At 58.9% G+C, this 23,941-nt stretch carries 15 protein-coding genes; 8 read left to right on the top strand and 7 right to left on the bottom strand.

Annotated features, from left to right (window positions below):
* The first annotated feature begins 178 nt into the window (after positions 1-178).
* On the top strand, positions 179-949 hold the full coding sequence (locus FRT59_RS02290) for a MipA/OmpV family protein (protein ID WP_153870305.1): 771 nt from the start codon (positions 179-181) through the stop codon (positions 947-949).
* Between the two features lie 165 nt (positions 950-1,114).
* On the opposite strand, the gene FRT59_RS02285 is transcribed toward FRT59_RS02290, so the two are convergent.
* From FRT59_RS02285 to FRT59_RS02265, 5 genes are all read right to left on the bottom strand, one after another.
* A complete protein-coding gene (locus tag FRT59_RS02285; protein ID WP_153870304.1) occupies positions 1,115-1,519 on the bottom strand; it encodes an EamA family transporter in 405 nt (134 codons plus the stop codon).
* Entirely contained in the window at positions 1,516-1,896 is a 381-nt protein-coding gene (locus FRT59_RS02280; RefSeq protein ID WP_162524983.1) for a DMT family transporter, read from the bottom strand. Before FRT59_RS02280 ends, FRT59_RS02285 begins: the two co-directional genes overlap by 4 nt.
* Positions 1,893-2,813: an arginase family protein gene (locus FRT59_RS02275; protein ID WP_153870303.1), complete on the bottom strand. Its 921-nt coding sequence runs from the start codon at positions 2,811-2,813 to the stop codon at positions 1,893-1,895. The genes FRT59_RS02280 and FRT59_RS02275 overlap by 4 nt, the downstream gene beginning before the upstream one ends.
* 125 nt (positions 2,814-2,938) lie before the next feature.
* A complete protein-coding gene (locus tag FRT59_RS02270; protein ID WP_153870302.1) occupies positions 2,939-3,592 on the bottom strand; it encodes a DsbA family oxidoreductase in 654 nt (217 codons plus the stop codon).
* A gap of 57 nt (positions 3,593-3,649) precedes the next feature.
* The gene (locus FRT59_RS02265) at positions 3,650-4,669 is read right to left on the bottom strand and encodes an alpha/beta fold hydrolase (protein ID WP_034118333.1); all 1,020 of its coding nucleotides are present in this window, start codon (positions 4,667-4,669) and stop codon (positions 3,650-3,652) included.
* A 178-nt stretch (positions 4,670-4,847) separates the two neighbouring features.
* On the opposite strand from FRT59_RS02265, the gene FRT59_RS02260 reads away from it, so the two are divergent.
* Both FRT59_RS02260 and metR read left to right on the top strand, forming a co-directional pair.
* Entirely contained in the window at positions 4,848-10,460 is a 5,613-nt protein-coding gene (locus FRT59_RS02260) for a dermonecrotic toxin domain-containing protein (RefSeq protein WP_153870301.1), read from the top strand.
* A 78-nt stretch (positions 10,461-10,538) separates the two neighbouring features.
* Positions 10,539-11,456: a transcriptional regulator MetR gene (metR, locus tag FRT59_RS02255; protein WP_034118334.1), complete on the top strand. Its 918-nt coding sequence runs from the start codon at positions 10,539-10,541 to the stop codon at positions 11,454-11,456.
* Between the two features lie 19 nt (positions 11,457-11,475).
* Here metR and FRT59_RS02250 read toward each other — a convergent pair whose 3' ends face one another.
* Positions 11,476-11,889, bottom strand: coding sequence for an NUDIX hydrolase (locus tag FRT59_RS02250; RefSeq protein WP_153870300.1), 414 nt, complete (start codon positions 11,887-11,889; stop codon positions 11,476-11,478).
* A 218-nt stretch (positions 11,890-12,107) separates the two neighbouring features.
* Between FRT59_RS02250 and FRT59_RS02245 the strand changes: the two genes are divergently transcribed.
* Entirely contained in the window at positions 12,108-16,241 is a 4,134-nt protein-coding gene (locus tag FRT59_RS02245; protein ID WP_153870299.1) for a dermonecrotic toxin domain-containing protein, read from the top strand.
* Positions 16,242-16,253: 12 nt separating this feature from the next.
* On the opposite strand, the gene nosR is transcribed toward FRT59_RS02245, so the two are convergent.
* Positions 16,254-17,600, bottom strand: coding sequence for a response regulator c-di-GMP phosphodiesterase, NosR family (nosR, locus tag FRT59_RS02240; protein WP_153870298.1), 1,347 nt, complete (start codon positions 17,598-17,600; stop codon positions 16,254-16,256).
* A 257-nt stretch (positions 17,601-17,857) separates the two neighbouring features.
* On the opposite strand from nosR, the gene FRT59_RS02235 reads away from it, so the two are divergent.
* From FRT59_RS02235 to FRT59_RS02220, 4 genes are all read left to right on the top strand, one after another.
* Positions 17,858-19,732 (top strand): putative bifunctional diguanylate cyclase/phosphodiesterase, encoded by a 1,875-nt coding sequence (locus FRT59_RS02235; protein ID WP_034118338.1) that lies wholly within the window; start codon positions 17,858-17,860, stop codon positions 19,730-19,732.
* A gap of 83 nt (positions 19,733-19,815) precedes the next feature.
* Positions 19,816-20,745 (top strand): cytochrome-c peroxidase, encoded by a 930-nt coding sequence (locus FRT59_RS02230; protein ID WP_153870688.1) that lies wholly within the window; start codon positions 19,816-19,818, stop codon positions 20,743-20,745.
* On the top strand, positions 20,742-22,553 hold the full coding sequence (locus tag FRT59_RS02225; protein WP_153870297.1) for a DAHL domain-containing protein: 1,812 nt from the start codon (positions 20,742-20,744) through the stop codon (positions 22,551-22,553). Before FRT59_RS02230 ends, FRT59_RS02225 begins: the two co-directional genes overlap by 4 nt.
* A complete protein-coding gene (locus FRT59_RS02220; protein WP_153870296.1) occupies positions 22,550-23,935 on the top strand; it encodes an ATP-binding protein in 1,386 nt (461 codons plus the stop codon). Before FRT59_RS02225 ends, FRT59_RS02220 begins: the two co-directional genes overlap by 4 nt.
* Positions 23,936-23,941 lie beyond the last annotated feature (6 nt).

Here is a 23,941-nt window from a genome sequence, read left to right as displayed (position 1 = left end):
AGCAGGGACTGTGCCAACTGGCCAAAGCCCAGCGGGGCTGGGGGTTTGCCGAATATTCAGAGGAAAATGTGTCGTGGGAGCTACAATTTTTGTAGCTTGCTACAAACAACATGAGTGCTTGCGCAGACCTGAGGGTTCGCGCGTTCATGCGCGCCTGCCCACCTTAGGAAAACGCATCATGTCCAACATCACGTCTGCTGTATTCACCGGTTTACTTGGGCTGTGGAGCTTTTCCAGTGCCGCGTGGGCAGGCGGCATCAGCGGCGACGTGGGCGCGGGCCTCAGCTATCAGCCCCACGACCCCACCGGCAGCCGCTACGAAACCCGGCCAGTGCCCTACCTGGACCTGGATTGGGGCAACGTCAGCCTGAGCACCGATGACGGCCTGACCTGGAGCGCGCTGAACAGCCACGGCATCACCGCCGGGCCGTATATCAATTACCTGGCGGGCCGTACTTCCAACGGCGAGTTGCAGGGCTTGCGCAATGTGTCGGACATGGCCGAGGTCGGCGGTTTCGTCCAGTACGCCCCGGCCGATTTCTGGCGGGTCTACGCACAAGTGGGCCAGGCCGTGGGCGGCGGGCATTCCCAGAGCGGCACCCTGGGTAAAATCGGTGGCGAGCTGGGCTACCCGCTGGGCGGTGGGGTTATTGGCAGCAGCGGCCTGGTCGCGCATTTTGCCGATGCGCGCCAGACCAACACCTTCTTCGGCGTCGACAACAACGAAGCCGCCGCTACCGGCTTTCGGCCCTACAACGCCAGCGGTGGCTTCCAGAACGTGACACTGAGCAAAAGCTTTGCCTTCCCCCTGGCGCCCCACTGGTCCCTGTTGACCAGCGCCAGCTGGGTGCACCTGGTGGGCTCGGCGGCCAAGAGCAGCATCGTCAAGCAGGCGGGTGACGTGAACCAGGGCCAGGTGCAGACCGCGATCAGCTACACCTTCGATTAAACGCCAGCAGCCTGATGTAAGGAGATCAAAATGTGGGAGGGGCGGTGCGACGATTCGACTTGCTCCCGATAGCGGTGGGTCAGCCATTAATAAGTTGACTGCCCACCTGCTATCGGGAGCAAGCCCCCTCCCACATTTGAACTGATGTCCGACATACCAGACCGGTCAGTTCTCCTCCCCCTCCGCCAGCAACACAATCCCCGCCACAATCACCACCACTCCCACCCAGTGCAACACGCTGATGTGTTCCCCCAACCCCAACCAAGACCCGAGCAACACCGCCACAAACACCAGCGAGCTCAACGGAAACGCCAAGGACAAACTGCTGCGCCGCAGAATCAGCATCCACACAAAAAACGCGCCGAGATAACTGGCGATTGCCGCCAGAATCCCGGGGTTGCGTGCCACGTCAGCCAGCCACTGCCAGGTAAAGTCCATCTGCCCCAATTGATCACCGGCCACCTTGGTAAACAACTGCCCGGCGCTTTCGGTCGCGATCAGCAGCGCCCACAGCACCAGGGTGCCAAGGCGCCCATGCAACCAGCCGGTATCGATTGTCTGCGTCGTCATGCCTGGCTCCCGGCAATCGCCACCAACATCACGCCAAAAGTAATTACCAGCGTGCCCAGCCAGCGACGTGGGCTGACGGTTTCCTTGAGCACCACTCTGCCCGCCAGGACCACCAGGCAATACGCCAATGCCGCCAGCGGAAACAGCAGGCTCAACGGCGCGCGGGACAAGGCTTCGAGCCAGACGAAAAATTCGATGACATAGGCCCCGACGCCGGCCCAGAGCAACGGCGCATTGAACACCTGGCCCCAGAATGCGCGCAGGCGGAACCCGCCATCGAGTTGCGGCAAACGGTCCACGCCCAGTTTGAAACACAACTGACCAATCACATCGAGGACGATGGAAAAAGCCAGCAACAACACTACGGTCAGGGTCACGGGAACAGCTCCTCAAACAGGTCGATCAAGGCTTCATTGGTCGCGGCATTGCGTTGCAAATCCTGCGCGGTCCAACGCTCCGGTGGTGGCTGGTCGGACTTGGCCTCCCAGCGCTTGAACGCGTTGCTGAACGCGGGCACGGCGAACTCTCCACACACGTCGATACCAATGATGCGTTTATGCGCCGCCAATGCCCGCAGGGCCTGGAGCAAATGGGTCAGGCGCATGCCGCCCTGGTCCCAGTTGGTGGCGGCGTCTTCACTGGCCAGCACATCTTTGTCGATGGTGATCCAGATCGCTTCGGTGGGCAGGCTGGCGATCATCTGGTCGAGGAATGCTGCCCAGTCCAGGTCGGCCAGGTTGCGCCAGTGCAGGTGGTTTTCCTGCTGCTGGTGACCGGCACCGTCGCCCACCCGGCCCCAGACTTTCGATGGCGGGTGCTGCCAGGGAAACAGCTGCAAGTGCCCGCGCTTGAGGGCGCCGAGGTTACCGCCGCGCAGTTGCGGGTTATGCAGGTCATCGCTGCACGGGCCGAGGGTAACGATGCGTTTGATCGCCGGCATCTTCAGCGCACGGTTGACCCACGAACCACAGTGGCGCTTGGGTGCAAAGCGTACCCAGTCGGGGTGATTGTCGAAGTGGATCAGGCTGATGGGTTCTTTCAGGTCGGCCAAAAAGGCCGGCGTAAGGTGGTGATAGTCGCCGGAACCGACAAACAGAATCTCCGGGCGTGCGTCCCTGGGCCGTGGCCGTTGGGCCAGGCGCGCGACAAAGCGTTTCCAGGTTTTTTCGGTGGACCACAAACGCAGTTTCGGGCCCAGGTCCAACAGGTCGAGGCGCGTGGCCCGACCGCTGGCCAACCGCCGGGCAATCGGGGCCTGGCCGGTGAGGCTGTGGTCGAGGTCAAGAATGTTCAAGGTAATGTTTCACCCCTAATGGCAGCGCCCAACCGCAGGCCGGGTGGGCTTTAGGGGGGTAATGCAAGGGATGGGCCAGGAATAATCTGCCTGCACCGCTCCCACATTTTGATCTGTGTTTGGCTTTAGTTTTTGGCCTCGGCGATGATCTGGCGAATCGCCCCCACAAAGGCTTCAGCCGGCTGACCACCACTCACCGCATATTGGTCGTTGAACACGATGGTCGGCACCGATGTCACCCCACGGGAGATCCACAGTTGCTCCTGCTCGCGCACGTCGGCAGCGTATTCATCAGAGGCAAGAATCTCGGCGGCGCGATTGAGGTCCAGGCCGACGCTTTCGGCGATGATCGCCAGGGTTGCGTGATCGGACGGGTCCTGGCCACCGCTGAAGTAGGCCTTGAACAATGCCTCCTTGAGGTTGTACTGCAAGCCTTCCAACCCGGCCCAATGCAGCAGACGATGCGCATCGAAGGTGTTGTAGATGCGGCTCTGGCCGTCGGTGCGGAAAGCAAAGCCCAACGCAGCGCCCATGTCGCGGATACGCGCACGGTTGGCCTGGGATTCTTCTGCCGTGGATCCGTATTTCTCAGTGATGTGCTCGACGATATTCTGACCGATGGCGGGCATGTTCGGGTTCAGCTCGAACGGCTGGAAATGGATCTCGGCCTGCACCTCGCTGCCCAGTTGGTCAAGGGCTTCGGTCAGGCCACGCAGGCCGATGATGCACCAGGGGCAGGACACGTCGCTGACGAAATCGATTTTCAGGGGAGTACTCATGGTAGGCAACCTCGCTGGCATTAATGTGCGCCATAAAGGTTGCACGATACACCAACTTCACAGCACCTTCGCAGGCTCGCCCAGGTCAATCTGCGCCCAGTGGGCGGCATCTTCGCGATGGGCTTGCAGGTAAGGCAGCACCGCCGCCAGCAACGGCGCCTTGAACGCCTCTTGGAAACGATGGGCCAGGCCAGGAATCAGTTTCAGCTGGCTACCCTGGATATGCGCCGCCAAGTGCACGCCGTGCATCACCGGCAACAGCGGGTCTGCGGTGCCGTGCACCACCAGGGTCGGCACGCGCAATTGGTTGAGCAACGGCACACGGCTGGGTTCGGCGAGGATCGCCATGATCTGGCGCTTGACGCCTTCGGGGTTGAAGGCGCGGTCATAAGACAGTGCCGCCTGGTGCAAGAGTGCCTGGCGATCATCCTTCACGTCCGGGCTGCCCAGTGCAGCGAGCAAATCCGCCTGTTGTTCCAGCGCCACCTCACGGTTAGGCGCGCTGCGTCGAGACAGTAATTGCACCAGCGCAGCATTCGGAGCGGGCAAGCCTTCGGCGCCGGAACTGGTCATGATCAGCGTGAGGCTTTCCACCCGCTGCGGCGCCATCGCCGCCAGATGCTGGGCGATCATGCCGCCCATGCTCGCGCCCAATACATGGAATTGGCGCACCTGCAAGGCATCCATCAAGCCCAGGGCGTCGTCGGCCATATCCGTCAGCGTGTATGGGGCCGCCACCGGCAGGCCGAGTTTGTAGCGCAGCACTTCGAAGGTCAGGTTGGCGCTGGCCGGAGCCTGGCGCCAAGTCGACAGGCCCACGTCACGGTTGTCATAGCGAATGACCCGAAAACCTTGTTCGCACAGGGCCACCACGACCTCGTCTGGCCAATGGATCAACTGCCCGCCCAGGCCCATTACCAGCAGCAAGGCAGGGTCAGACGCACGGCCGATGCTCTGGTAGGCGATGCTCACCTGTTCCAGGTCGACCGTTTGGGTCGGGACATTGACATCACATCGAGACGCCGCAAGAGACGGCAGGCCGAATAAGAGAGCGGCCAGTAAAAACAACACGCGCATGAAAAACACCGAAACACAGAACCCCAGTAGAGCGCGAGTCTGATGAAGTTTGTTCAAGCGCGCTGCCACGGTTGCGTGACAGTTTGATGAAGGCCGCTCAACGGTCGTCCGATAGTTATGTCCCACCACCGGTTATGGCGATCGCTCTCTAATCATTTTTTATGAATGAGCCACTGCCATGACCGACACCCCAGACGTCAACCTGAACGATTTCGGATTATCACTCCTGCTACCGCCCGCGAATATTGAAGAAAACCTGCTGCTGGACGCCACACAGCGCTGGCAAGACTGCTGCAAGGAAATGCGCGAGTTGATGGCAGGCACGCCATCGGTACGCACAGTGGTCAACCAGATGCTCCTGGAGCATTTACAACTGGACGGTGAGCGCACCGCCCTGAAGTTCCTGCCCACCCAGGCGCGGGGATCAAGCATCCTATCTATAAACGAAGCGTGCCTTTACATGCAGCAGCACCCCTCCCTGGATACGACACAAGTGCCTGAGGGGCAACTCATCTTACCGTCCAACCACCGGCTTTCAGGGTACACGGTGCCCATGGTGCTGGATGAACTCAAAGGGCTGGATCTGGAGCAGGCAATCAAGGATGCCTGGACCCGGCACTTTTTGAACAACCGCGCGCCCGACCAGCCTGTGTCATGCCGTGCAAGGGCAACCGAGCTGTACAAGATCCACTTCGAGGCTTCTGGCGAAGCGCTGTTGGCCCAAGGTGCAATCAGCGCCGCGGCGCTCAACCCACTGTTTGCCATTATCGATCCTCTCCTGGCAGAGCCTGGAGCCGAAAAGATCTGCACTGAACAAATCGTACTCATGCGCCCTGCTGCCGACGCTCTCGTCCTGCCTGGAGCATGGGTGTTAACCCTGGATACCGATCAACCGGTCAGCCAGTTGGTGTATTTGCCCGCCCATCAACCGGCTTGGCGCACGTTCGCCAAACGCACGGACATGGAACGCTGGTTGATCACTCACCAGCAGGTCTTGTTTTCGACCGCGAACTTCGAGCCCCTGGCCACGATTGGCTACCGTCTGAAGACCCGCCCGCTGCAAACTGGTATCAGCGACTGGCTTAATCTATTGGCCGATGCCCAATTTCGCGAGGCGATCAAGCCTGTCCCGGGTGTCGAAATCGATAATGCCAACATGGCGCGGCTGCCTGTCGAAGCGTTCGATAAACAGCGTCAGAGCCATTCGCTGTTTGCACAGGCACCTGAATTGCCAGCGCGCCCCCCACTTGAGGACGCTCCGTTTGCACAGTTCGGCCTGCTCTACGCCAGCCTGCCATTGAGCCACCGCCAGGCCCGAGTTCAGCAACAACGCTCGGCCTTGGATACTCTGTTTGGCGAAACCACGGCTGCAGCCGACCGGAACGCACAGGTGCAGCGATTCAAGCAGCAACTCGATGAGTTGCGGGTACACCAGCAAGCGTCAGCCGTTGCGGCACGCCTCATGCTTGAAAGGCGCCCCAGCGATGTAGCGACCCTCAACACCCAATTTACCGCTCTTTACAATGCGCGCGTGGCGGGGCTGAGAATCGAAGCGCAGATTCAGCAGGCTCTGAACCAGATCAGCGCCGATGAACTGAAATTGCTGGAGGTCGTGCTTGATTCGCCCGTGGCCAAAGACCGCCTTGTTGAAGTAGCAGCCTATTCAATGACCCTCTCGGTCACCGAACAAACCAATGCCACGAAAAAAATTACCGAAAGCGAGCTCAACGGGCCTCTGGTGTTCACTGCCGTAACGGCGTTGAAACCGCCGCCCACATCCGCCGCCAGTTACTTGGTCTACTGGCCCGGCGCAGGCGGAGCCTTGCAACGCTTCACCTCCCGACACGCCTTGGAAGCAGCCCTGTTCAACATCGCCCCTCAGGACGACCAGCTTGCCCTGATGCTCAAGGAGCTGACCGGCAACCCCTTTGAACACAGCCTCAGCCTTCAGCAAACCGAGTTCGAAGAGCACGCGGCGCAGTTGCGCTCGACCTACGCCAGCCCCGACGATGCCGACACGCTGGCCGAACACCTGAAAACATTACGCGAAGAGACCTTCGAACAACTCCTGGTCCCTGAACACAGCGCCCGCGAAGCGGCCTTTTTGCAGATCGTGGAACAGAACAACAGCAGCCACCTGGCGGAAAAACTACCGACCTGGCTTGGCACACAAACTGAGGACCAACGCGAGCTACTCAAGAGTCGGCTCAAGGCTTACATTCCGGCACTCAAGCGCGCACAGGCGCTGCTCGATCGCTCACTGGCGCCACGTGATGAGTTCGTCAGGCTGAAGATCGACTCACGCCTGCGCGAGGATTTTTCTATCACCCAGGGTTTTACCGTGCAGTTGGAGCTGCCTGACTCGACAACAGAAGCCAGGGATCCTGTCGAAGGGGGCAGCGGCGTCGGCGGAACGCCCTTCAAGATGAAAACCACCCCCAGCCTCCAGCGTAGCAAGATGTCGCTGGATGAACTGGCACTGAGCAACATCGACAGCAGCCTGGGCAAGCGCCTGCACTACATGACCCTGGAGGTGACGGCTGACAACACCGCCGAACTCAATAGCCTCAAGGCCGGTATCAATGGCACCTACCTGGTCAGGATGATCCGCGACCTTAACCTGGCAAAAAACTATGAAACACGCATCTACCAGGCATTCAGGGGCACCCCACAAGCGTCGACCTTCCAGCAAGACTACCGCCGCGAATGCCTGACCGAACCGCTGCGCCTGATGCTCAAGATTCAGGGCCAGTTGGCGTTCATGCAGAACCATATAACCGCCGATGACCTGAATATTCTGGAGATCGCAATCGACGCCGACACGCAGGCGGACTGGGCTATCGGCACCCAGCGCATTGCCCTGTTACCAGCAACCCTGGTCGACGACAGCGACAATAACGCCTATGGCACGGTCACCCTCTCAGGCGTGAGTTTCATACAGGAAAAAACTTCCGGGACGACCTTGCTTTACTTGCCTGACGCGCCGGATGAACGCTGCCTGCGACGCTTCGACAGCCTCGAACTGGCACGCAAGAAACTGTTTGACCTGTGCAGCCTCGATAGCATGGTCAACTACGTGGCAAGCCGTGCGTTGACTGGCGAACCCAGGTCTCACGTCAACCGCATCGACCTGGCCAAAACAAAAAACTTTGACGCGATCATCGGTGTCGGCTTTCCCTGGCCGGTCACCACCTCCCTGGCGGCCCATCAATTGGATGCCCACATGGGGCGCTTGATTGAGAGCAATCGAAATGACGCCCGCTCCAACGAAGACCTGGCCGATGAAAAATACGCGCTCAAGAGTGGCTTTGTGTTCAACGGCATCAAAATCGCGCTGGGTTTTATTCCGCTGATCGGCACCGCCGTTTCCCTGGCCGATGCCACCACCAGCCTGTACGCCGCCGTCGATGCCTTCAGGAAAGGCGACACGCACCATGGCATTGACCAGTTGGCTTCGGTGTTCGAGTGCCTGGTGTATGCCGGCATGGACGCCCTGACATTTGCTGCGGTGCCCCCGGCCCGGCCCGCCACCGCAAAGGCATTGATACTCCAGCATCAACTCAAACACGCATGGCGCCCTGGCTTCTGGCGCAACCTGAAGTCTCGCCAGGCAAAAACCAGCGGCCATCGCTTCGCCGGCTATGAATTCGATCAACCGCTTGAAATCGGCAGCCTGCAACCGGTGCATACCGGTGCTTATCGCCACACGTTGCGGCATACCTCCGGAGAGCATTTCATCGCCGACGGCGGCCGTTATTTCAAGGTGAAGTTCGACCCGACGACGCATGAAATGCGCTTGACCGCCAAGGGCAAGCACTACTCGCCAGTCATCGCTCTGGACCAGGCACTGGAGTGGAACACTTACTCGGCCCTGTATGGCGGCCGCCTTACCGCTTATGGCGGCGGCAGCAGGCGCGGACGGGGAGCATCGCGTGCTGGGGCGAGCGGACCACCGGCGGTCAATCGGCAACTGCCGGACGCTGCGCTTCAGATCAACATGCAGCGCCTTGAGCTCAATAACTCGGTGATAAAGCAATTCAACGAGCTTTGCTCTCAGGTAACGCAGAGCGACACCAAACTGAAAAAATACCTGAACGACCACCCGACCCCGAATGCTGTGTCAGCTCAAAAAACCAGGGACAGTAAGGCGCTGGACATCGACCTGACCAAGGACATTGAAGACGCAAAAAAAATGCACACATCGTTTGAAGATGCCAGGCAGAAGCAAGTGCGCCTTTCAGAATTCGACATTCCCGAGGAACTGAATAGAACAGCCTACATCGTATCGGATCGATTGAACCGCCTGCTCGAAAACGCCAGTAACCGGTCACTTGCATTGACTGAGCGATTAATCGCGAGCAATCGCGAACTCAAAAGCTCGTCTCTCGTACCTGGCAGGATTGCGGCACTGCTCAGTGAAATCAGGCAGTGCCGTCTTGACCATCTCGACGAACTGAACCGGATAGAAAGCTCAATAAAGGACATGAGCACGTGGACCAAGCGCATAACCGTCAAAAAAACGCGTACGGAGATGGCGCCCCTTCTGGACAAATGGAAAAGAAGGTTTACCGACCTACGCCTAGCCAGCATCAGAAGCGGCAACCTTATACAAGCCCTCACGCTTCGACCGTCAACCATCAGCATTGAATGGGTCTACCTGGAACACGCAGTGAACCACGCCAGGCGCAAACTCGATCGTTTCGGGCCCCTGCACATGACCCTTAACGAAGCCACTATCACCAGGGTTGAACGCAACCGGATACTGCAAAACTGCATCGAGGTATACGAAGAACTTTCCCGTGACCTGATCGCCTGGAACGACAGCTCACCGGATCATTTCGACCAAACCTTCCTCCCACTCCTGCAAAACGAACTTAAACGCCTGATTCAAAAAGCCCAGCGCGCCATAAAGAAGCCCGCCTCCGAACCGAAGTCGAACGCAACTCAGGCTGTCTTTGAAACCGAAGACGGACACTTAATGATCGGGATCGAAAAACCCGCCGGGCAACAATCGCCAAGACAATTCATGGTCAACGACGCAGATGGAGCGGTCATTGAGGTGTGGGATAACATCGCAGAGAGCAACACCTTTCGCCTGAATACGACCCAGAGCCGCCCCGCCCCACCACCACCGAAACTGCCGACCGACGTCAAGGCCGTCGTGGCCGAGGCCCGTGCGCGCCTGGAAGCAGTGGATGCCTTGGAAAACAAAGTCCGCGGCTACACAACCATGGAACCGATCAATCTCGAACATATGCTGGGTGTAGCAGAAGCCACTGCTCTTGAGACCCGAGCCAGTAACGTGCAAAGCCTGGATGCCGGCAACCCACTGGTCGAGCAACTGCGCAGCCGGGCCGCGGCGCTTAAACAGTCAGGGGAAGCCCTGCGTATCCAGCGCAGTCTGGAGAGCAAGACCCCCACGGAGGGCTACCTGGACTACCTGATTAAAAAAGGCCGAGTGCTGATTCGAAAAAAAGGCACGCGTCAAAAGCTCAGAGACAAACGCCCTGACGGGCAAGACGACTACCTGCAGGAGTACGAGGTTTACGATGCAACCAGGCAGGGAAAAGCCGACAAACCGATCTGGTATGCGCACTTTCACTATGTAGCGCCTCGATCACTGTTCGAAAACTTTGAGAAGGCACATTTGAAGCTCTTCGAACAACAATACCTGGGCATGAAATGGCAGGCGGCTAAAGTGGGTGCCGGGGCCACCTTTGCAGACGTTAAAATCTGGCGCGGCAATATCGACAAACCGCTCGCCAAGCAGCACTTCGAGGCTCTGAACTAACCTGAATGGCGTAGCGGCCCACATGAATACTTTTCAATGCTTTATCATTAAGCACAAAATTCATTCATGGAGGCCGCCATGCTGGAAATCCGCCATCTCAAGACCTTGCACGCCCTACGTGAAGCCGACAGCCTGGTGGAGGCCGCCGAACGCCTGCATCTGACCCAGTCCGCCCTGTCCCACCAGTTCAAGGAGCTGGAAGAGCGTCTGGGCATGCCGTTGTTCGTGCGCAAGACCAAGCCGCTGCGCTTCACCAGCGCCGGCCTGCGCCTGCTGCAACTGGCCGATGCGACCCTGCCGCTGCTGCGCGGTGCCGAGCGGGACATCGCACGCCTGGCCGGTGGTACCGCCGGACGGCTGCACATGGCCATCGAATGCCATAGCTGCTTCCAATGGCTGATGCCGACCATCGACCAGTTCCGCGACGCCTGGCCGGAGGTCGAGCTGGACCTTGCCTCGGGTTTCGCCTTCGCGCCCTTGCCAGCGCTGGCACGTGGCGACCTGGACTTGGTCGTGACGTCCGACCCCCTGGAATTGCCGGGCATCACCTATGTGCCGCTGTTTACCTACGAAGCCATGCTGGCGGTGGCCAACCAGCACGCGCTGGCGAATAAGTCGTACATCGTGCCCGAAGACCTGCTCACGGAGACGTTGATCACCTACCCGGTGGAGCGCGACCGCCTGGATATCTTCACGCGCTTTCTGGAGCCTGCCGACGTCGAACCCGCCCAGGTGCGTACCTCGGAACTCACGGTGATGATGATGCAACTGGTGGCCAGCGGCCGTGGCGTGTGCGGCATGCCGCATTGGGCGCTGCATGAGTACAGCTCGCGCGGCTATGTAAAGGCCAAGCGCCTGGGCGAGAAAGGCTTGTTTGCGACGCTGTATGCCGGAATTCGCGCGGACATGCTGGATGCACCGTATATGCGCGACTTTTTGCTGACAGCCAAGGACACGTCGTTTTCCACCCTGGATGGGGTCAGCGCCGTGCGCTGACAGCCCATCAATGGGTTGATCAGGCGTTAGTGGCCAGCGAAGCGCGGTAAAACGGCAAAATGTGGTCGCGGGTCAACGGCGCCAACTCCAAGCCGCCGTCACTGGCCGGGTCTATCCAGCACACCTCTTCAATCTCTGCGGCGGGTGACACCGCCCCGTCGATATGCACCTGGAACAACTCAGCCTGCACGGTGAACCCCGGCTCATTGGCGGCGGGTGCCGAGAAGTGACCGAGATAGCTGGCCTGGCCTGGATCGATGCGCAGGTTCAGCTCTTCGTGCAGCTCACGGGCCAGGGCCTCCACAGGTTGTTCACCGGCATCGATCTTGCCACCCGGCTGCATAAAGGCCTGGGTGCCGCGCTTGCGCACCAGCAGGGTTCGGCCGTCGCTGCCGATCAACAGGGCGGCGGCAATGCGGATAGTCATGGACATGGAATAAACGCCTTATCTCAAAAGCCGGCAAGGATCACATGCGCGTTATGCACTGGCAACCGTGTTGTCTTGAGCCTGCCTGGCGGTCACACGGTGCTGGTTAATCCAACAAACAAGCACCCCTTAAGCGACAACCTGCGCCCCTAGACTCGCAAACTCCTATTCAGCCAGGCACGCGCCATCTTCGGTGTGGCGTGCCCTCGTTATAAGAGTTTCCCATGCACACTTCATTGCCTCCCGCTTCTGAAGCTACCCAGCCCGTGACACTTCCTGTGGTGGTGCCCGCTTCGCTTTCGGCCGACGAGCAACAGGCACACCTCATTCGCGAGCTGGACAGGCTCAATGCCCAAACCGACGAACTGCTGCAAAAACAGCCGAGGCCGGGCGGCGTGTATCAGCAGCAATTGGCGGCGATATTTCCCGATGCGCCGCGGCCCATCGACCCCAACCAGATCTTCTACAGCCGTTACCAGTTGGACCAGGCCGAGCAGCTGCAACTGTTGTCCTGCGAGCCCCTGGGGTCGCTGATCAAGCGGTTGCGCGAAGCCGACGCGCCGGCCAGCCAGGAGACCGGCGCCTTCTACCGGGAATGCAACACACTGGACGCGGACAAACGCCTGGTTTCAATCGGCTCGATAGCGACGCTGACCAACGCGCCAGCAATTGCTATCACCCTAAGCCTGAATACGTTCTGGACCAAGGGCCAGGACGCACAACCCAACCCGCAAGAGCAGTTGGTCTTCCTGCGCCGACAAGTGCTGGCTCATCAGTTGGCCCTGGGCACAGTCGACGGCACGCTGTCGCGGGCAGGCCGGGCGCTGGCAGACAACGTGCTGAAGTACCCAAGTGCCGCGGGGCGGGAACAGGTGTTTACCGCCGCCAACAGACCCATGGTCTACCGACTGACGCTGAAGGATGGCAGTGAGTTCGCCGGCGCCTTCATCCTCAGCAGTGCGGGCACCACAGCCCCCGCAGGAAAAGTGATGCTGTACAGCCCAAGCGAAGGGTTTGAAGAATACGCAAGCCTGGAGACCTTGAACGAAACCGTCGTGGCGCGAATACGTGAGGGGCTGTTGGCAGGCAAGCTGCTGATCGCCAGCCTGCCAAACGCGGCGCGTGCGGTGCTGAGCGATGCGCCCGAACTGGCTGAGCAGCCGGCACAGATCATCGCGGACGTGATCATCGACAGCGTCCACTCACTGCGAGTCCGCCAATTTCATGCAACCCGCAACACCTTGCGCAACGAGACATTGCCATCGGCCGGCGAGCTTGACCTGAGTGCAGACCTGGCGCCGCAGTTGGACGTCTCCCATGCTCTCGCAGCGCGAAACCTGCGCCTGCTGGAAGCCGACCCCGTCTGGCTGAAATTGGCCGAGCCTCAAGAGCAGGTCCAGTACCGCGAACTGGAACAAGCGCTGCTTGATAGCCATCAGGCACTCACGCCACTGCTTGAGAACATCGCGACACTCCAGGCGTTTTCGCAGCAAGAGACCGAGACGGTGCTCAAAAGACAGAAGCCGGCTTTTACCAACGTGGAGATAGCCCCCTATAGAAGCCTGGTCCATCTGCGCGTGTCCAATTCCAGGACGGCCGAGGTCACAGGCTATCGTGACGAGGAAACGGCCACGGTCTACATCAGCCAAGACCCCAAGATACATATCCCAGAGTATCTGGCGCAGCGAAAACTGACCTGGGGCACCTGGAAGACACAAGTCGCTGTGGATTTGCGCACCCTGGAAAGTTATGCCCGGCGCAATCTCGACCCTTGGTCCGTGCATGACATACACCGAACGATCAGCGCCACCGCCAACATCTTCGACACCGCCGGGAAAAAGTGGGGGGCGCTCGACAATACTGATTTACGCGCCCTCGCCCAGGAGGCCGACATTGGGCAAAAATACGCCGCGTACCTTCGGTCAGCCTTCTCCGAGAGCGGCACGGGAAGCACCTTCGCCACCGCCTGGCAGCGCGCCTGCGCGGCGCAAATGAACAAGGATGCCCTTGAGACTCGCCTCAACCCTGCCGCCCACACACTGTTTACTTTCCAGACCCCCGGCAGCGGGTTTGACTGGATAAAGGCCATCAACGAACACCCCGACTCCACCACCCGCCCCCGAGTGAGCGGGTTCGAAATAGAGGTCAACCTGCTGGTGCTGGGCGGCGCGCAGGCACGGGGTCAAGGGGGGCAGGTAATCAATCGCGTCCTGGTCATTCATCGAAAAGGCACCAGGCCTGACGGGGTCAGTGTGCTCTATACCCCGGAGGCGCCGGATGACGTGCCCTTCAGGGAACTGGCCAACGGGCTGGCGCAACTGGACGCACTGAAAGCGAAACCCGAATGGAAAGCCTATTTCATCCAGCGGATGGCCACTAATGATGCGCTGGAGATCACACGGATCTTCAACGATACCCGCGGCGCGCACCGGTATGCCTTGACGCCGATAACCGGTAATTTCCTCGCATACCTGTATTCCGCGCAACTGGGCTTTCAACTCTCCCACGCCGATTTCCGCTCACGCAGCAATGCCGAAATTTCCCTGGAGTCGACGGTGAACGCCTTTATGTTTGGCGTGGAAACCGCCGACTTTCTGCTCGGCCTGATACCCGCCAAGACGGCGCAGGCGCTTTTGCGCCGCAGCATCAATCGAGGGTTGGGCCTGGCCAGACAACTGGGGCACCGCATCCCGGGGCTGGTGAAAAAAACCGGCGTGGGGCAAAAAACCAGCGTCGCGTTGGCAGGAGCCGCAATAAGGCCGCTGGAACCCGCCTGGCTCGACGTTGTAGCTTATCGGTTGCCGGTACGGATTGAGCCGTTATTTGATTTGCCGGCCTTTGCCCAGGCCCATCATTACAAGCTGTCGCGACCGGTGGGCAGCGCCCCGTGTTTTTTTGATAAACACAATAACCAACTGATCGCGATGCGCGATGAGACCGGCCGCTATCACCTGTTTCAGTCTTATGTGGAGGACGGTGCGCGTTATGTAAAAGCCCCGGCAGGCAACCGCCCAGACTTTATGGTGGTGCCGGGTGATGCAAAAAGCTGGAAGCCACGTTTCGAACGACATACCCGGGGTGGAGGTTCAGTGTTGGGCAGCCTGCGCTCGCTCACACCTGAACAGCAAGTGGATGTGGATTTGATCGCAGCGCTTGGGGTTTATGCATCAGAAGCGGACATGCGGGTTTGCGAAGAAATCATTAAAAAAATGAGTCAACACCAGAAGCGACAACTTCTGAGTAACGCACGACAATACGCAAGAAGGCCTCTAGATGAGGCCGAATTTCGCCGCCGGCTATCAGACCCGGACAATTTGAATCCACGCACTAAAAATGAATTACGCAACGCCTTGTTAACACTCCGGATCGAGCTGGATATTTATAACGAACTGAACCTATCAACACGGATATGGACGCCGCCCCTATCGGACTCAAACAAAGATCAACTGTTTAAAAAAATAAAGAAAATAATTGGCAAAAATGAAAATTTCTCAAAAGAAATTTTGTCCACGATTGGTGTTTTAGACCCCGATACTGGCGCGCAATTTTTAGGTTTCACTGTTACGAAAAAACAGGAGCGCGCGCTAGATGTGTTTGTAAACAAATACAAACTTGATACGTGGCAGGAAGACTCAATCAACGCCTTTTTAGACGAAGGAGACAGATACTCAGTTGTCGAACGATATGCCTCTAGGAATCAAATCACCCTCGAGACAGCACTGATTCAGTTTTTATCGGACTCCGATATAAAAGAAGATTTAGCCCTATTCAGGATTAAATTTTTAAAGAAAAAACTCGAGGACCTGAACGTTGCTTCCTATGCGGATGATTTCAAACAAACCAGAACACCCTATATCGTCATATCGCGAGGCAATCAGCAAAGTCCCGACGCACCCGCGCACATGGTCGACAGCACCGCTATCGCCAAATTTGAAAGCGGCCTGTCCCAATTTTCAACGCCACTAGAATTCGACACACCACGCGTTCAAACACATAGAGTTGACAGGCCAGCCATCCGGCCCGCGCCTCCCGCTGTTCCAGAACCCATACCGACCCGAGATCCGGCCGTCAACATCGTGAGGCTGGATGAACTGGCAGAAACCCAAAAAACACTCCTGCCAGACCCGGCCAGAGCAAAACTTGAGGACATCATCCAGGATATTGAAGCAGGCCGTGTCAGTCGCAAGAAAATCGGCAACTTTACCTATGTGGATTTACCCCAAGTGCAGGCCGGCGCGGGTCGGGGCCTATGGCGAGTGGCGATTGAAAAAGCCGGAAAAGAGGACGCCAAAGATATCTTCATACTCAGGGGTATCTATGATTACCACGCCAGCAAGCCAGTAGCCTGGGGGGTGTAGAACAACACAGCCCTAGGTGAGCAGCAGCGGTTCGTCGGGCGCCTTGATAAACACGCTGTACTTGGCGCCTTCCATCGCTTCAAACGCAATCAACTTATCGACCAGCGGCAGGTTCAGCACCTTGCCGGCGTTGAGCAGCAGCATGCCGTTGTCGGCATTGAGGTTGCGCGCCAGCACCATGCCCTCGGCCAGTTCGCGGGTGGTCAAGACTTTCACGCTCGGGTCACCCAGCGTCACGTCACTGAGGAACGCGGCGCAGGCCTGCACGAAGTCTTCGACCATGCCCGGGTCATAAAGCTTGCCGGCGTATTTGCGAATGTAGAGCAGTGCTTCATCGCTGTTCATCTGGCGCTCGAGAATCAAGCCCTTCTGCAATTCGATAAAGTCGACGGCCAGCTTCAATAACCGCGCGCCGGCAGGGATCGACTCACCTTTGAGATGGTCTGGAAACCCTGTGCCGTCCCAGCGCTCCTGGTGATGACGGATCAAACGCGCCGCGTCCTTCATCGGCTCCAGGGTCATCAGCAATGACTCGCTCTGGGTCGGGTAAGCCCGGTAGCGCTCCCGGTCGGTGCTGTGCAGCAAGTCCGAGGGTGCGACCATCATGCTGTCGCTCCAGCTCAACTTGCCGATGTTGTAGAGCGCGGCGGCCATGGTCAGGTCACGGGCGCTGGCATCGTCCAGCGCCTGAGCCTTGCAATACACCCGAATCAGCTCGATCAACTGGCGGTTGGTCTGCTTCTGCTTGGGCAGGCGCAAGTTGGCCAACAGCGAAAACACTTCGGTGCCGGTCACATAGCTGCGCTTGAGTTCATCGTAAGCCAGGTCGAGCATGTCGGCGGTTTGCTGCAGTTCGCTGGTGCGCGCCTGCACGCGCTTTTCCAGGGTGGCGTTGAGGGCCTTCAACTCGTCGTTCTGTGTGTGGGTCAACTGTTCAAGACGCAACCGCTCGCGCTCGGAATGCCGGTGCTCCAGGGACTGGCGCAACGTCAGGAGCATTTCCTCGTCGTTCCAGGGTTTGCTGATGTAGCGGTGAATCTGACCTTCGTTGATCGCCTTGATCATCATGCTCATGTCGGCATAGCCGGTCAGCAGGATGCGGGTGGTGGACGGGTACAGGCGGTGGGTTTCGGCCAGCAGCATCGCACCATCCATCGTCGGCATGCGTGCGTCGGTCATCACCAGGTCAATGGGTTGGGCCGCCATGATCTCCAGGGCCTGGGCACCACTGCCGGCCAGCAACACATCATAGGGTTGGCCACGCAACAGGCGGCGCAGGCTATTGAGGATCGATTCTTCGTCGTCGACCAGCAAAATGGCGGGGGTGTAGGGGGACGTCGTAGCGAGTTGTTCATCCATGGCGACACCTCCTGGCAATGACACACAATTGCTTCATTGCGCCCCAACGTAATCCATCGCTGTACTTGCGCAAACATTGAGCGCTAGATGAATGCCGGGGCAACTGGCGTTGATTTGACGCCAACTGGCCGACTTATTCAAGGAGCCGACTATGCTGGTGGGATGAAACCGGTGCCCCACCCTGTTTACTTCACGCATTCAAGGTAAGGAAACCCTATGCGCCAGAAACCGCCGTTACCCGCTTCTCGGAACCAGCCATGACCCCCCGCTCAGGCCGGGCCAATCGACGTATCCTGATCGTGGACGACACGGCCTCGATCCATGCGGATTTTCGCAAGGTGCTGTGCGCCGATGCCAATGGCGGCCAGTCCCTGGACAGCATTGAAGAAACCCTGTTCGGTACCGCCCCTGCAGTGCGTCAGACATTTGTGCTCGACTCCGCCTATCAGGGCCAGGAAGCCCTGGAGCTGGTTAACAAGGCCCTGGCTGACAATGCCCCCTATGCCCTGGTGTTCATCGACATGCGCATGCCCCCGGGCTGGGACGGCCTGGACACCATCGAACAGCTGTGGAACGTGGACCCCCACCTGCAAATCGCCCTCTGCACGGCCTACTCTGACTATTCCTTTGAAGCCATCGAAGCGCGCCTCCAATATGACGATCAGTTGCTGATCCTGAAAAAGCCATTCGACGATCTCGAAATCCGCCAGATGGCTACTGCCTTGACGTGGAAATGGCAACTGGCCCACGACGCTGCACTTAAACTGATCGGGCTCGAACGCACCATTGAAGAGCGGGTCCAGGAACTGCTCAAGGTCTCGCACCTGCTGCAATACGACGCCCTCACAGAACTCCCCAACAGCACACTGCTGGGCGACCGCCTGACACAAGCCATCGCGGTCTGCCGGCGCCATGACACCCAGTTGGCAGTGATGTTTATCGGCCTGGACCGCTTCAAACGCATCAACAACGCACTGGGCCACCCGGTCGGCGATGAAATGCTCAAGCAGGTGAGCCAAAGCCTGGTGGCCACGGTGCGCGAGTCGGACTCGGTGTTTCGCTACGGCTCCGACGAATTTGTACTGATCCTCAACGACATCAAGCATCCCCAGCAAACTCAGTACATTGCAGAAAAACTCCTCGCGGCCGTCAGCGCGACCCGCTATGTGGCCGGCCACGACCTGAGCGTCACCGCCAGCGTAGGCATCAGTGTTTACCCTGACGACAGCAGCAGCGCCGTGGAGTTGATCAAAAAAGCCGAAACCGCGATGCACACCATCAAGGACCAAGGCCCTAACGATTTCAGCTTTTTCATCGACGAAATGAACCTGCGTGCCCAGGAACAGCAAAGCCTGGAAAGCGCCATCCGGCTGGCGTTGCTGCGCAATGAGTTTATCGTGCATTACCAACCGAAACTGGACTTGAACAGCGGGCAGATCGTCGGCGCCGAAGCCTTGATTCGCTGGCACCAGCCCGACCACGGCTGGATCTACCCCTCGGCCTTCATTCCCGTGGCCGAAGACAGCGGCCTGATCGTGCCGTTAAGCCAATGGGTGTTGCGCCAGGCCTGTGAGCAAGCGCGCGCCTGGCAGGTCGCCGGCCTGCCGCCTATCTGCATCTCGGTGAATATCTCGGCGATTGATTTTCGCCAGCGCAATTTTGTCGCCAATCTGGTGGAGATCCTTGAGCGTACGGGCCTGGCCCCGCATTTACTGGAGCTGGAGATCACCGAACGGGTATTGATGCAAAACGCCGAAGACACGTTGACCACCCTTCGACGCATCAAAACCTTGGGGGTGCGGCTGTCCATCGACGACTTCGGCACCGGGTATTCCAGCCTCAGCTACCTGCGGCGCTTTCCCATTGATGTACTGAAGATCGATCAATCGTTCATTCGCGGCTTGAGTGAAAACAGCCAGGATGCGCAACTGATCAGCGCCATCATCAGCCTGGGTAAAAGCCTGGACCTGAACATCATCGCCGAAGGCGTGGAAACCGTTGAGCAATTGGTGTTCCTCAAAGCCCACCAGTGCGAGGAAGGCCAGGGGTTCCTGTTCAGTAAAGCCGTGGCCGCCGAGGATTTCGCCCAGTTACTGCAAGCCGGACAACGCAGCCTGATGCCTGCTTACTAACCTTCTGCCCAAGGAACGACCGCTTGAGCCATGCCTTGCCACGCTCTTTGCGTCTATCACCTCAGGTGCTTGGCCTTGCCATCATGCTGGGGTATGGCGCCTGCCAGCCGGCCACGGCCGCGCCGCTGGATGGCCCGCTCAAACCACTGCCACCGGTGCCGATGCTGGATGCAGCCACTGTGGAGCTGGGCCGTCAGTTGTTCAATGAAACGCAGCTGTCCGTCAATAACAGCCTGTCTTGCGCCAGTTGCCATCACCTGGAAACGGGGGGGGTGGATAATCGGCCGTTTTCCCTGGGCTTCGATGGCCAGCCGGTCGGGCTCAACACGCCGACGGTGTTCAATATCAGCCTGAACTTCAAGCAATTCTGGGACGCCCGGGTCGATACCTTGGAGGCACAGGTTGAGCAGGTGGTCACCAGCCCCATGGAAATGGGCAACGACTGGAAAACCGTGGTCAAGACCTTATCCGCCCTGCCCAACTACCAGACCGCATTCCAACAGATCTACCCCGACGGCGTGACGCCAGCCAACGTGCAAAACGCCCTCGCCACCTATGAACGGATCCTGCTCACGCCCAATTCGCGCTTTGACCAGTACCTGCAAGGCAACACCGATATCCTCACGACCCAAGAGAAGTACGGCTACCAGCGCTTCAAGGACTATGGCTGCATCGCCTGCCATCAGGGTGCAAATATCGGCGGCAACATGTACCAGAAGTTCGGCGTGATGGGCGATTACTTCGCGGCCCGCGGCAACCCGACCGACGCAGACCTGGGGCGCTACCTGCTCACTCAAGATGAAGAAGACCGCAACGTGTTCAAGGTACCGAGCCTGCGCAACGTGGCAGTCACCGCTCCGTACTTTCACGATGCCTCGGCCAATACCCTGGAAGAGGCCGTCGATATCATGTTCACCTACCAGTTGGGGCGAATCCCCTCGGCGGAGGACAAGACACTGATCATCCAATTCCTCAAGACGCTAACCGGCGAATGGGCAGGCAAGCCCTTATGAAATCGTCACGCCTGGCCAGCTTGCTCACGCTCAGCGGCATCGCCGTGATACTGGCCTCGGTGCTGGTGTTCCTGTACCTCAAGTCGGTCGGCGACTCATCTACTGCCTACACCGAGTCCCGCGACCTGATCCGCCAGATCAAACAACTCAACGCCCAATGGGACGTAGAAGTGCTCAAGGCCCGGATCGCCCTCACCCATAATTACGACCCGCTGGTGGCCCCGCTCAACGAGATGAGCGAGCTATGGGCCACGCTGGAACGCCGCGAAGGCCAACATCGCCACGCGAACCCCGCCGACTGGCAGACCGCCCAGGCGGCTTATCGCCAGTCGATCCAGGAGAAGGCGCGCTTGGTCGAACAGTTCAAATCCCACAACGCAGTGCTGCGCAATTCCCTGGCCTTTTTGCCGACGGCCGAGGACGACATCCAGGCTCACTTCCTGCAACTGGAAGACGCCGAAAAACTGCAACAGCAAAGCATCGCCACCGACACCTATGACTTACTGCTCAGCGCCCTGGAATTTGCCCAAGTGACGAGCGATGACAGGGCTGCGGACATCCTCGTCGGCCTGAACAAACTGGCTATCAATCAACAAAACCTGCCCGATGCATTCCAGGTACCCGTGGGCATTCTCAGCAATCACATTTCGCTGATTCTGCGCGAGCAACCCAAGGTCAACGACCTGCTTGATCGTATCGCCGCCATCCCCCTGTCCGATCAACTGGACGCCCTGACCACCCAACTCAACCAGGACCAGACAGCCGCCGACCTTATCGATCAGAAGTACCACCGCTACTTGCTGGTGTTTGCGAGCCTGCTGGTGGTGGTGCTGTTGTACCTGGCCATCCGCCTGCTACGCAGTTTTGCCGAGATCAACCGGGTCAATCGTGCGTTGCAAGCGGTCAATGAAAGCCTTGAGCAACGCGTTGAGGCGCGCACCCTGGAACTCAAGAATGCCCAGAGCGAACTGCTCGACAGCGCCCGCCAGGCCGGTATGGCGGAAATCGCCACCAATGTGCTGCACAACGTCGGTAACGTGCTCAACAGCGTGAACATCTCTGCCGAACTGGTCGCCCGAAAGCTGCGCACCAGCAAGGCACTGGGGCTGGGCAAGGCCATGCAACTGATCAACCAGCACCCGGATGACCTTGGCGCTTACCTGCGTGAAGATGAGAAAGGCAAACTGCTGCCCGGCTACCTCAACCAACTGGTGGAGGCCATCGCCCTCGAGCAACAGGGCCTGACCGATGAGTTGGCGCAATTGAGCAAAAGCGTGGACCACATCAAGGACATCGTCTCCACCCAGCAATCCTATGCCGGTGTTTCCAGCGTGCTGGAGCCCGTGCAAATCAGCGCCTTGATGGACGACGCCCTGCGCATGAACTCCGGCGCGCTCAACCGTCACCATGTGACGGTGGTCAAGGAGTACGCCCAGGTGCCTGAGTTGATGGCGGACAAACACCGGCTGCTGCTGATCATGGTCAATCTGATCAGCAACGCCAAATACGCGATGTCGAACCTCGTCGACCGCCCGCGCCAGATCACTTTGTCGATCACCACCGTGGAGGACAGCCTCGTGCAAATCAGCGTCAAGGATGAGGGCGAAGGCATCCCCGCCGAGAACATGACGCGGATCTTCACCCACGGTTTCACCACGCGCAAGGAAGGCCATGGGTTCGGGCTGCACAGCTGCGCCCTGGCCGCGATTGAAATGAATGGCCGCCTTAGCGCCTATAGCGACGGGCCAGGCAAGGGTGCTGTGTTCACCCTGCAAATCCCCCTCAACGATGCAGCAGGCCAAGCATGAATGAACCTACGAACCGGCGCATTCTACTGATCGACGACACGCCCTCGATTCACGAAGACTTCCGCAAAATCCTCATGCCGCCCCTGGAGCAGAATCAGGTCCTGGACGATATGGAAGCCCTGCTGTTCGGCGCCCGCGAAAACCCGCAAGGCCCCACGTTCGAGCTGGACTCGGCCTACGGTGGCCAGGGAGGTCTGACGTTGCTCGAGCACGCCATGGCCGAGCAACGCCCTTATGCCCTGGCGTTCGTGGACATGCGCATGCCCCAAGGCTGGGACGGCGCCCAGACGATTGAAGAACTGTGGCGAGTCGACCCAAACCTGCAGGTGGTGGTGTGTACGGCGTATTCGGATTATTCCTGGGAGGAGTTGCTGTTTCGCCTACACGCCCATGACCGGCTGCTGATCCTGAAAAAACCTTTCGACAATATCGAAGTGCAGCAGATGGCCAATACCCTGGCCGCCAAATGGGAAATGGCGCGGCGTGCATCCTTGCAGACCAGTCACCTGGAGCACTTGGTGGAGCAGCGTACCCAGGCGCTGACCCTGGCAAGCCAGGCTTTACAGCTGGAGATCGACGAGCGCAAACAACTGGAAAGCCAACTGGTGCAATCGGAAAAGCTCGCTTCCCTGGGCCAACTGGCGGCCGGCGTGGCCCACGAGATCAATAACCCGGTGGGGTTTATTTCTTCCAACCTTGGCACCCTGGGCGGCTACTTCAACCAGCTGCAAGAAATGCTCGATGCCTATCGGCAGGCAGAAACCGCCACGGGCGCTGAGCATCTAGAAGCTCTGCGCCGGCGCCTGGACCTGGATTTCCTCAAGGAAGACATTCCCACGCTGCTGCGCGAGTCCAAGGAAGGCATTGGCCGTGTGGTACAGATCGTCAAGGATTTGAAGAACTTTTCCCGGGTGGACAACGACCAGACCTGGCAGTGGGCAAATCTGCAGCAGGGCATTGATTCGACCTTGAACATCGTCGCCAGCGAACTCAAGTACAAGGCCGATGTGATCAAGCACTGCACACCGTTGCCGGACATCGAGTGCCTGGCCTCGCAGCTCAATCAAGTGGTGATGAACCTGGTGATCAACGCCGCGCAAGCCATGGGCCCGGAGCGTGGCACCATTACCCTCAGCAACGGGGTGGAGGGCGAGACTATCTGGCTGGAAGTCGCCGACAACGGCTGCGGCATTGCCCCAGACACGCTGCAGAAAATCTTCGACCCGTTCTTCACCACCAAGCCGGTGGGCGAAGGGACGGGGTTGGGGCTTTCACTCTCCTACGGAATAGTGAAAAAACACCGTGGTGTCATCTCCGTCAGCAGCGAACTGGGCAAAGGCACCACTTTCCGGGTGGTGCTGCCCATTCGCCAAACCGTCTAGCCGCCC

The sequence above is a fragment of the Pseudomonas haemolytica genome (genome assembly GCF_009659625.1).
Taxonomy (GTDB): domain Bacteria; phylum Pseudomonadota; class Gammaproteobacteria; order Pseudomonadales; family Pseudomonadaceae; genus Aquipseudomonas; species Aquipseudomonas haemolytica.
Note: the sequence above shows the minus strand (reverse complement) of the source record. Positions and strands in the feature narration are given on the sequence as shown.

What these genes read in the sequence shown, in the direction of transcription:
- FRT59_RS02235 (WP_034118338.1), top strand. Translation starts at nt 17,858, where the DNA reads ATGACCCCCCGCTCAGGCCGGGCCAATCGACGTATCCTGATCGTGGAC.
- metR (WP_034118334.1), top strand. Translation starts at nt 10,539, where the DNA reads ATGCTGGAAATCCGCCATCTCAAGACCTTGCACGCCCTACGTGAAGCC.
- FRT59_RS02265 (WP_034118333.1), bottom strand. Translation starts at nt 4,669, where the DNA reads ATGCGCGTGTTGTTTTTACTGGCCGCTCTCTTATTCGGCCTGCCGTCT.
- nosR (WP_153870298.1), bottom strand. Translation starts at nt 17,600, where the DNA reads ATGGATGAACAACTCGCTACGACGTCCCCCTACACCCCCGCCATTTTG.
- FRT59_RS02250 (WP_153870300.1), bottom strand. Translation starts at nt 11,889, where the DNA reads ATGTCCATGACTATCCGCATTGCCGCCGCCCTGTTGATCGGCAGCGAC.
- FRT59_RS02260 (WP_153870301.1), top strand. Translation starts at nt 4,848, where the DNA reads ATGACCGACACCCCAGACGTCAACCTGAACGATTTCGGATTATCACTC.
- FRT59_RS02270 (WP_153870302.1), bottom strand. Translation starts at nt 3,592, where the DNA reads ATGAGTACTCCCCTGAAAATCGATTTCGTCAGCGACGTGTCCTGCCCC.
- FRT59_RS02285 (WP_153870304.1), bottom strand. Translation starts at nt 1,519, where the DNA reads ATGACGACGCAGACAATCGATACCGGCTGGTTGCATGGGCGCCTTGGC.
- FRT59_RS02220 (WP_153870296.1), top strand. Translation starts at nt 22,550, where the DNA reads ATGAATGAACCTACGAACCGGCGCATTCTACTGATCGACGACACGCCC.
- FRT59_RS02225 (WP_153870297.1), top strand. Translation starts at nt 20,742, where the DNA reads ATGAAATCGTCACGCCTGGCCAGCTTGCTCACGCTCAGCGGCATCGCC.
- FRT59_RS02290 (WP_153870305.1), top strand. Translation starts at nt 179, where the DNA reads ATGTCCAACATCACGTCTGCTGTATTCACCGGTTTACTTGGGCTGTGG.
- FRT59_RS02230 (WP_153870688.1), top strand. Translation starts at nt 19,816, where the DNA reads ATGCTGGGGTATGGCGCCTGCCAGCCGGCCACGGCCGCGCCGCTGGAT.
- FRT59_RS02245 (WP_153870299.1), top strand. Translation starts at nt 12,108, where the DNA reads ATGCACACTTCATTGCCTCCCGCTTCTGAAGCTACCCAGCCCGTGACA.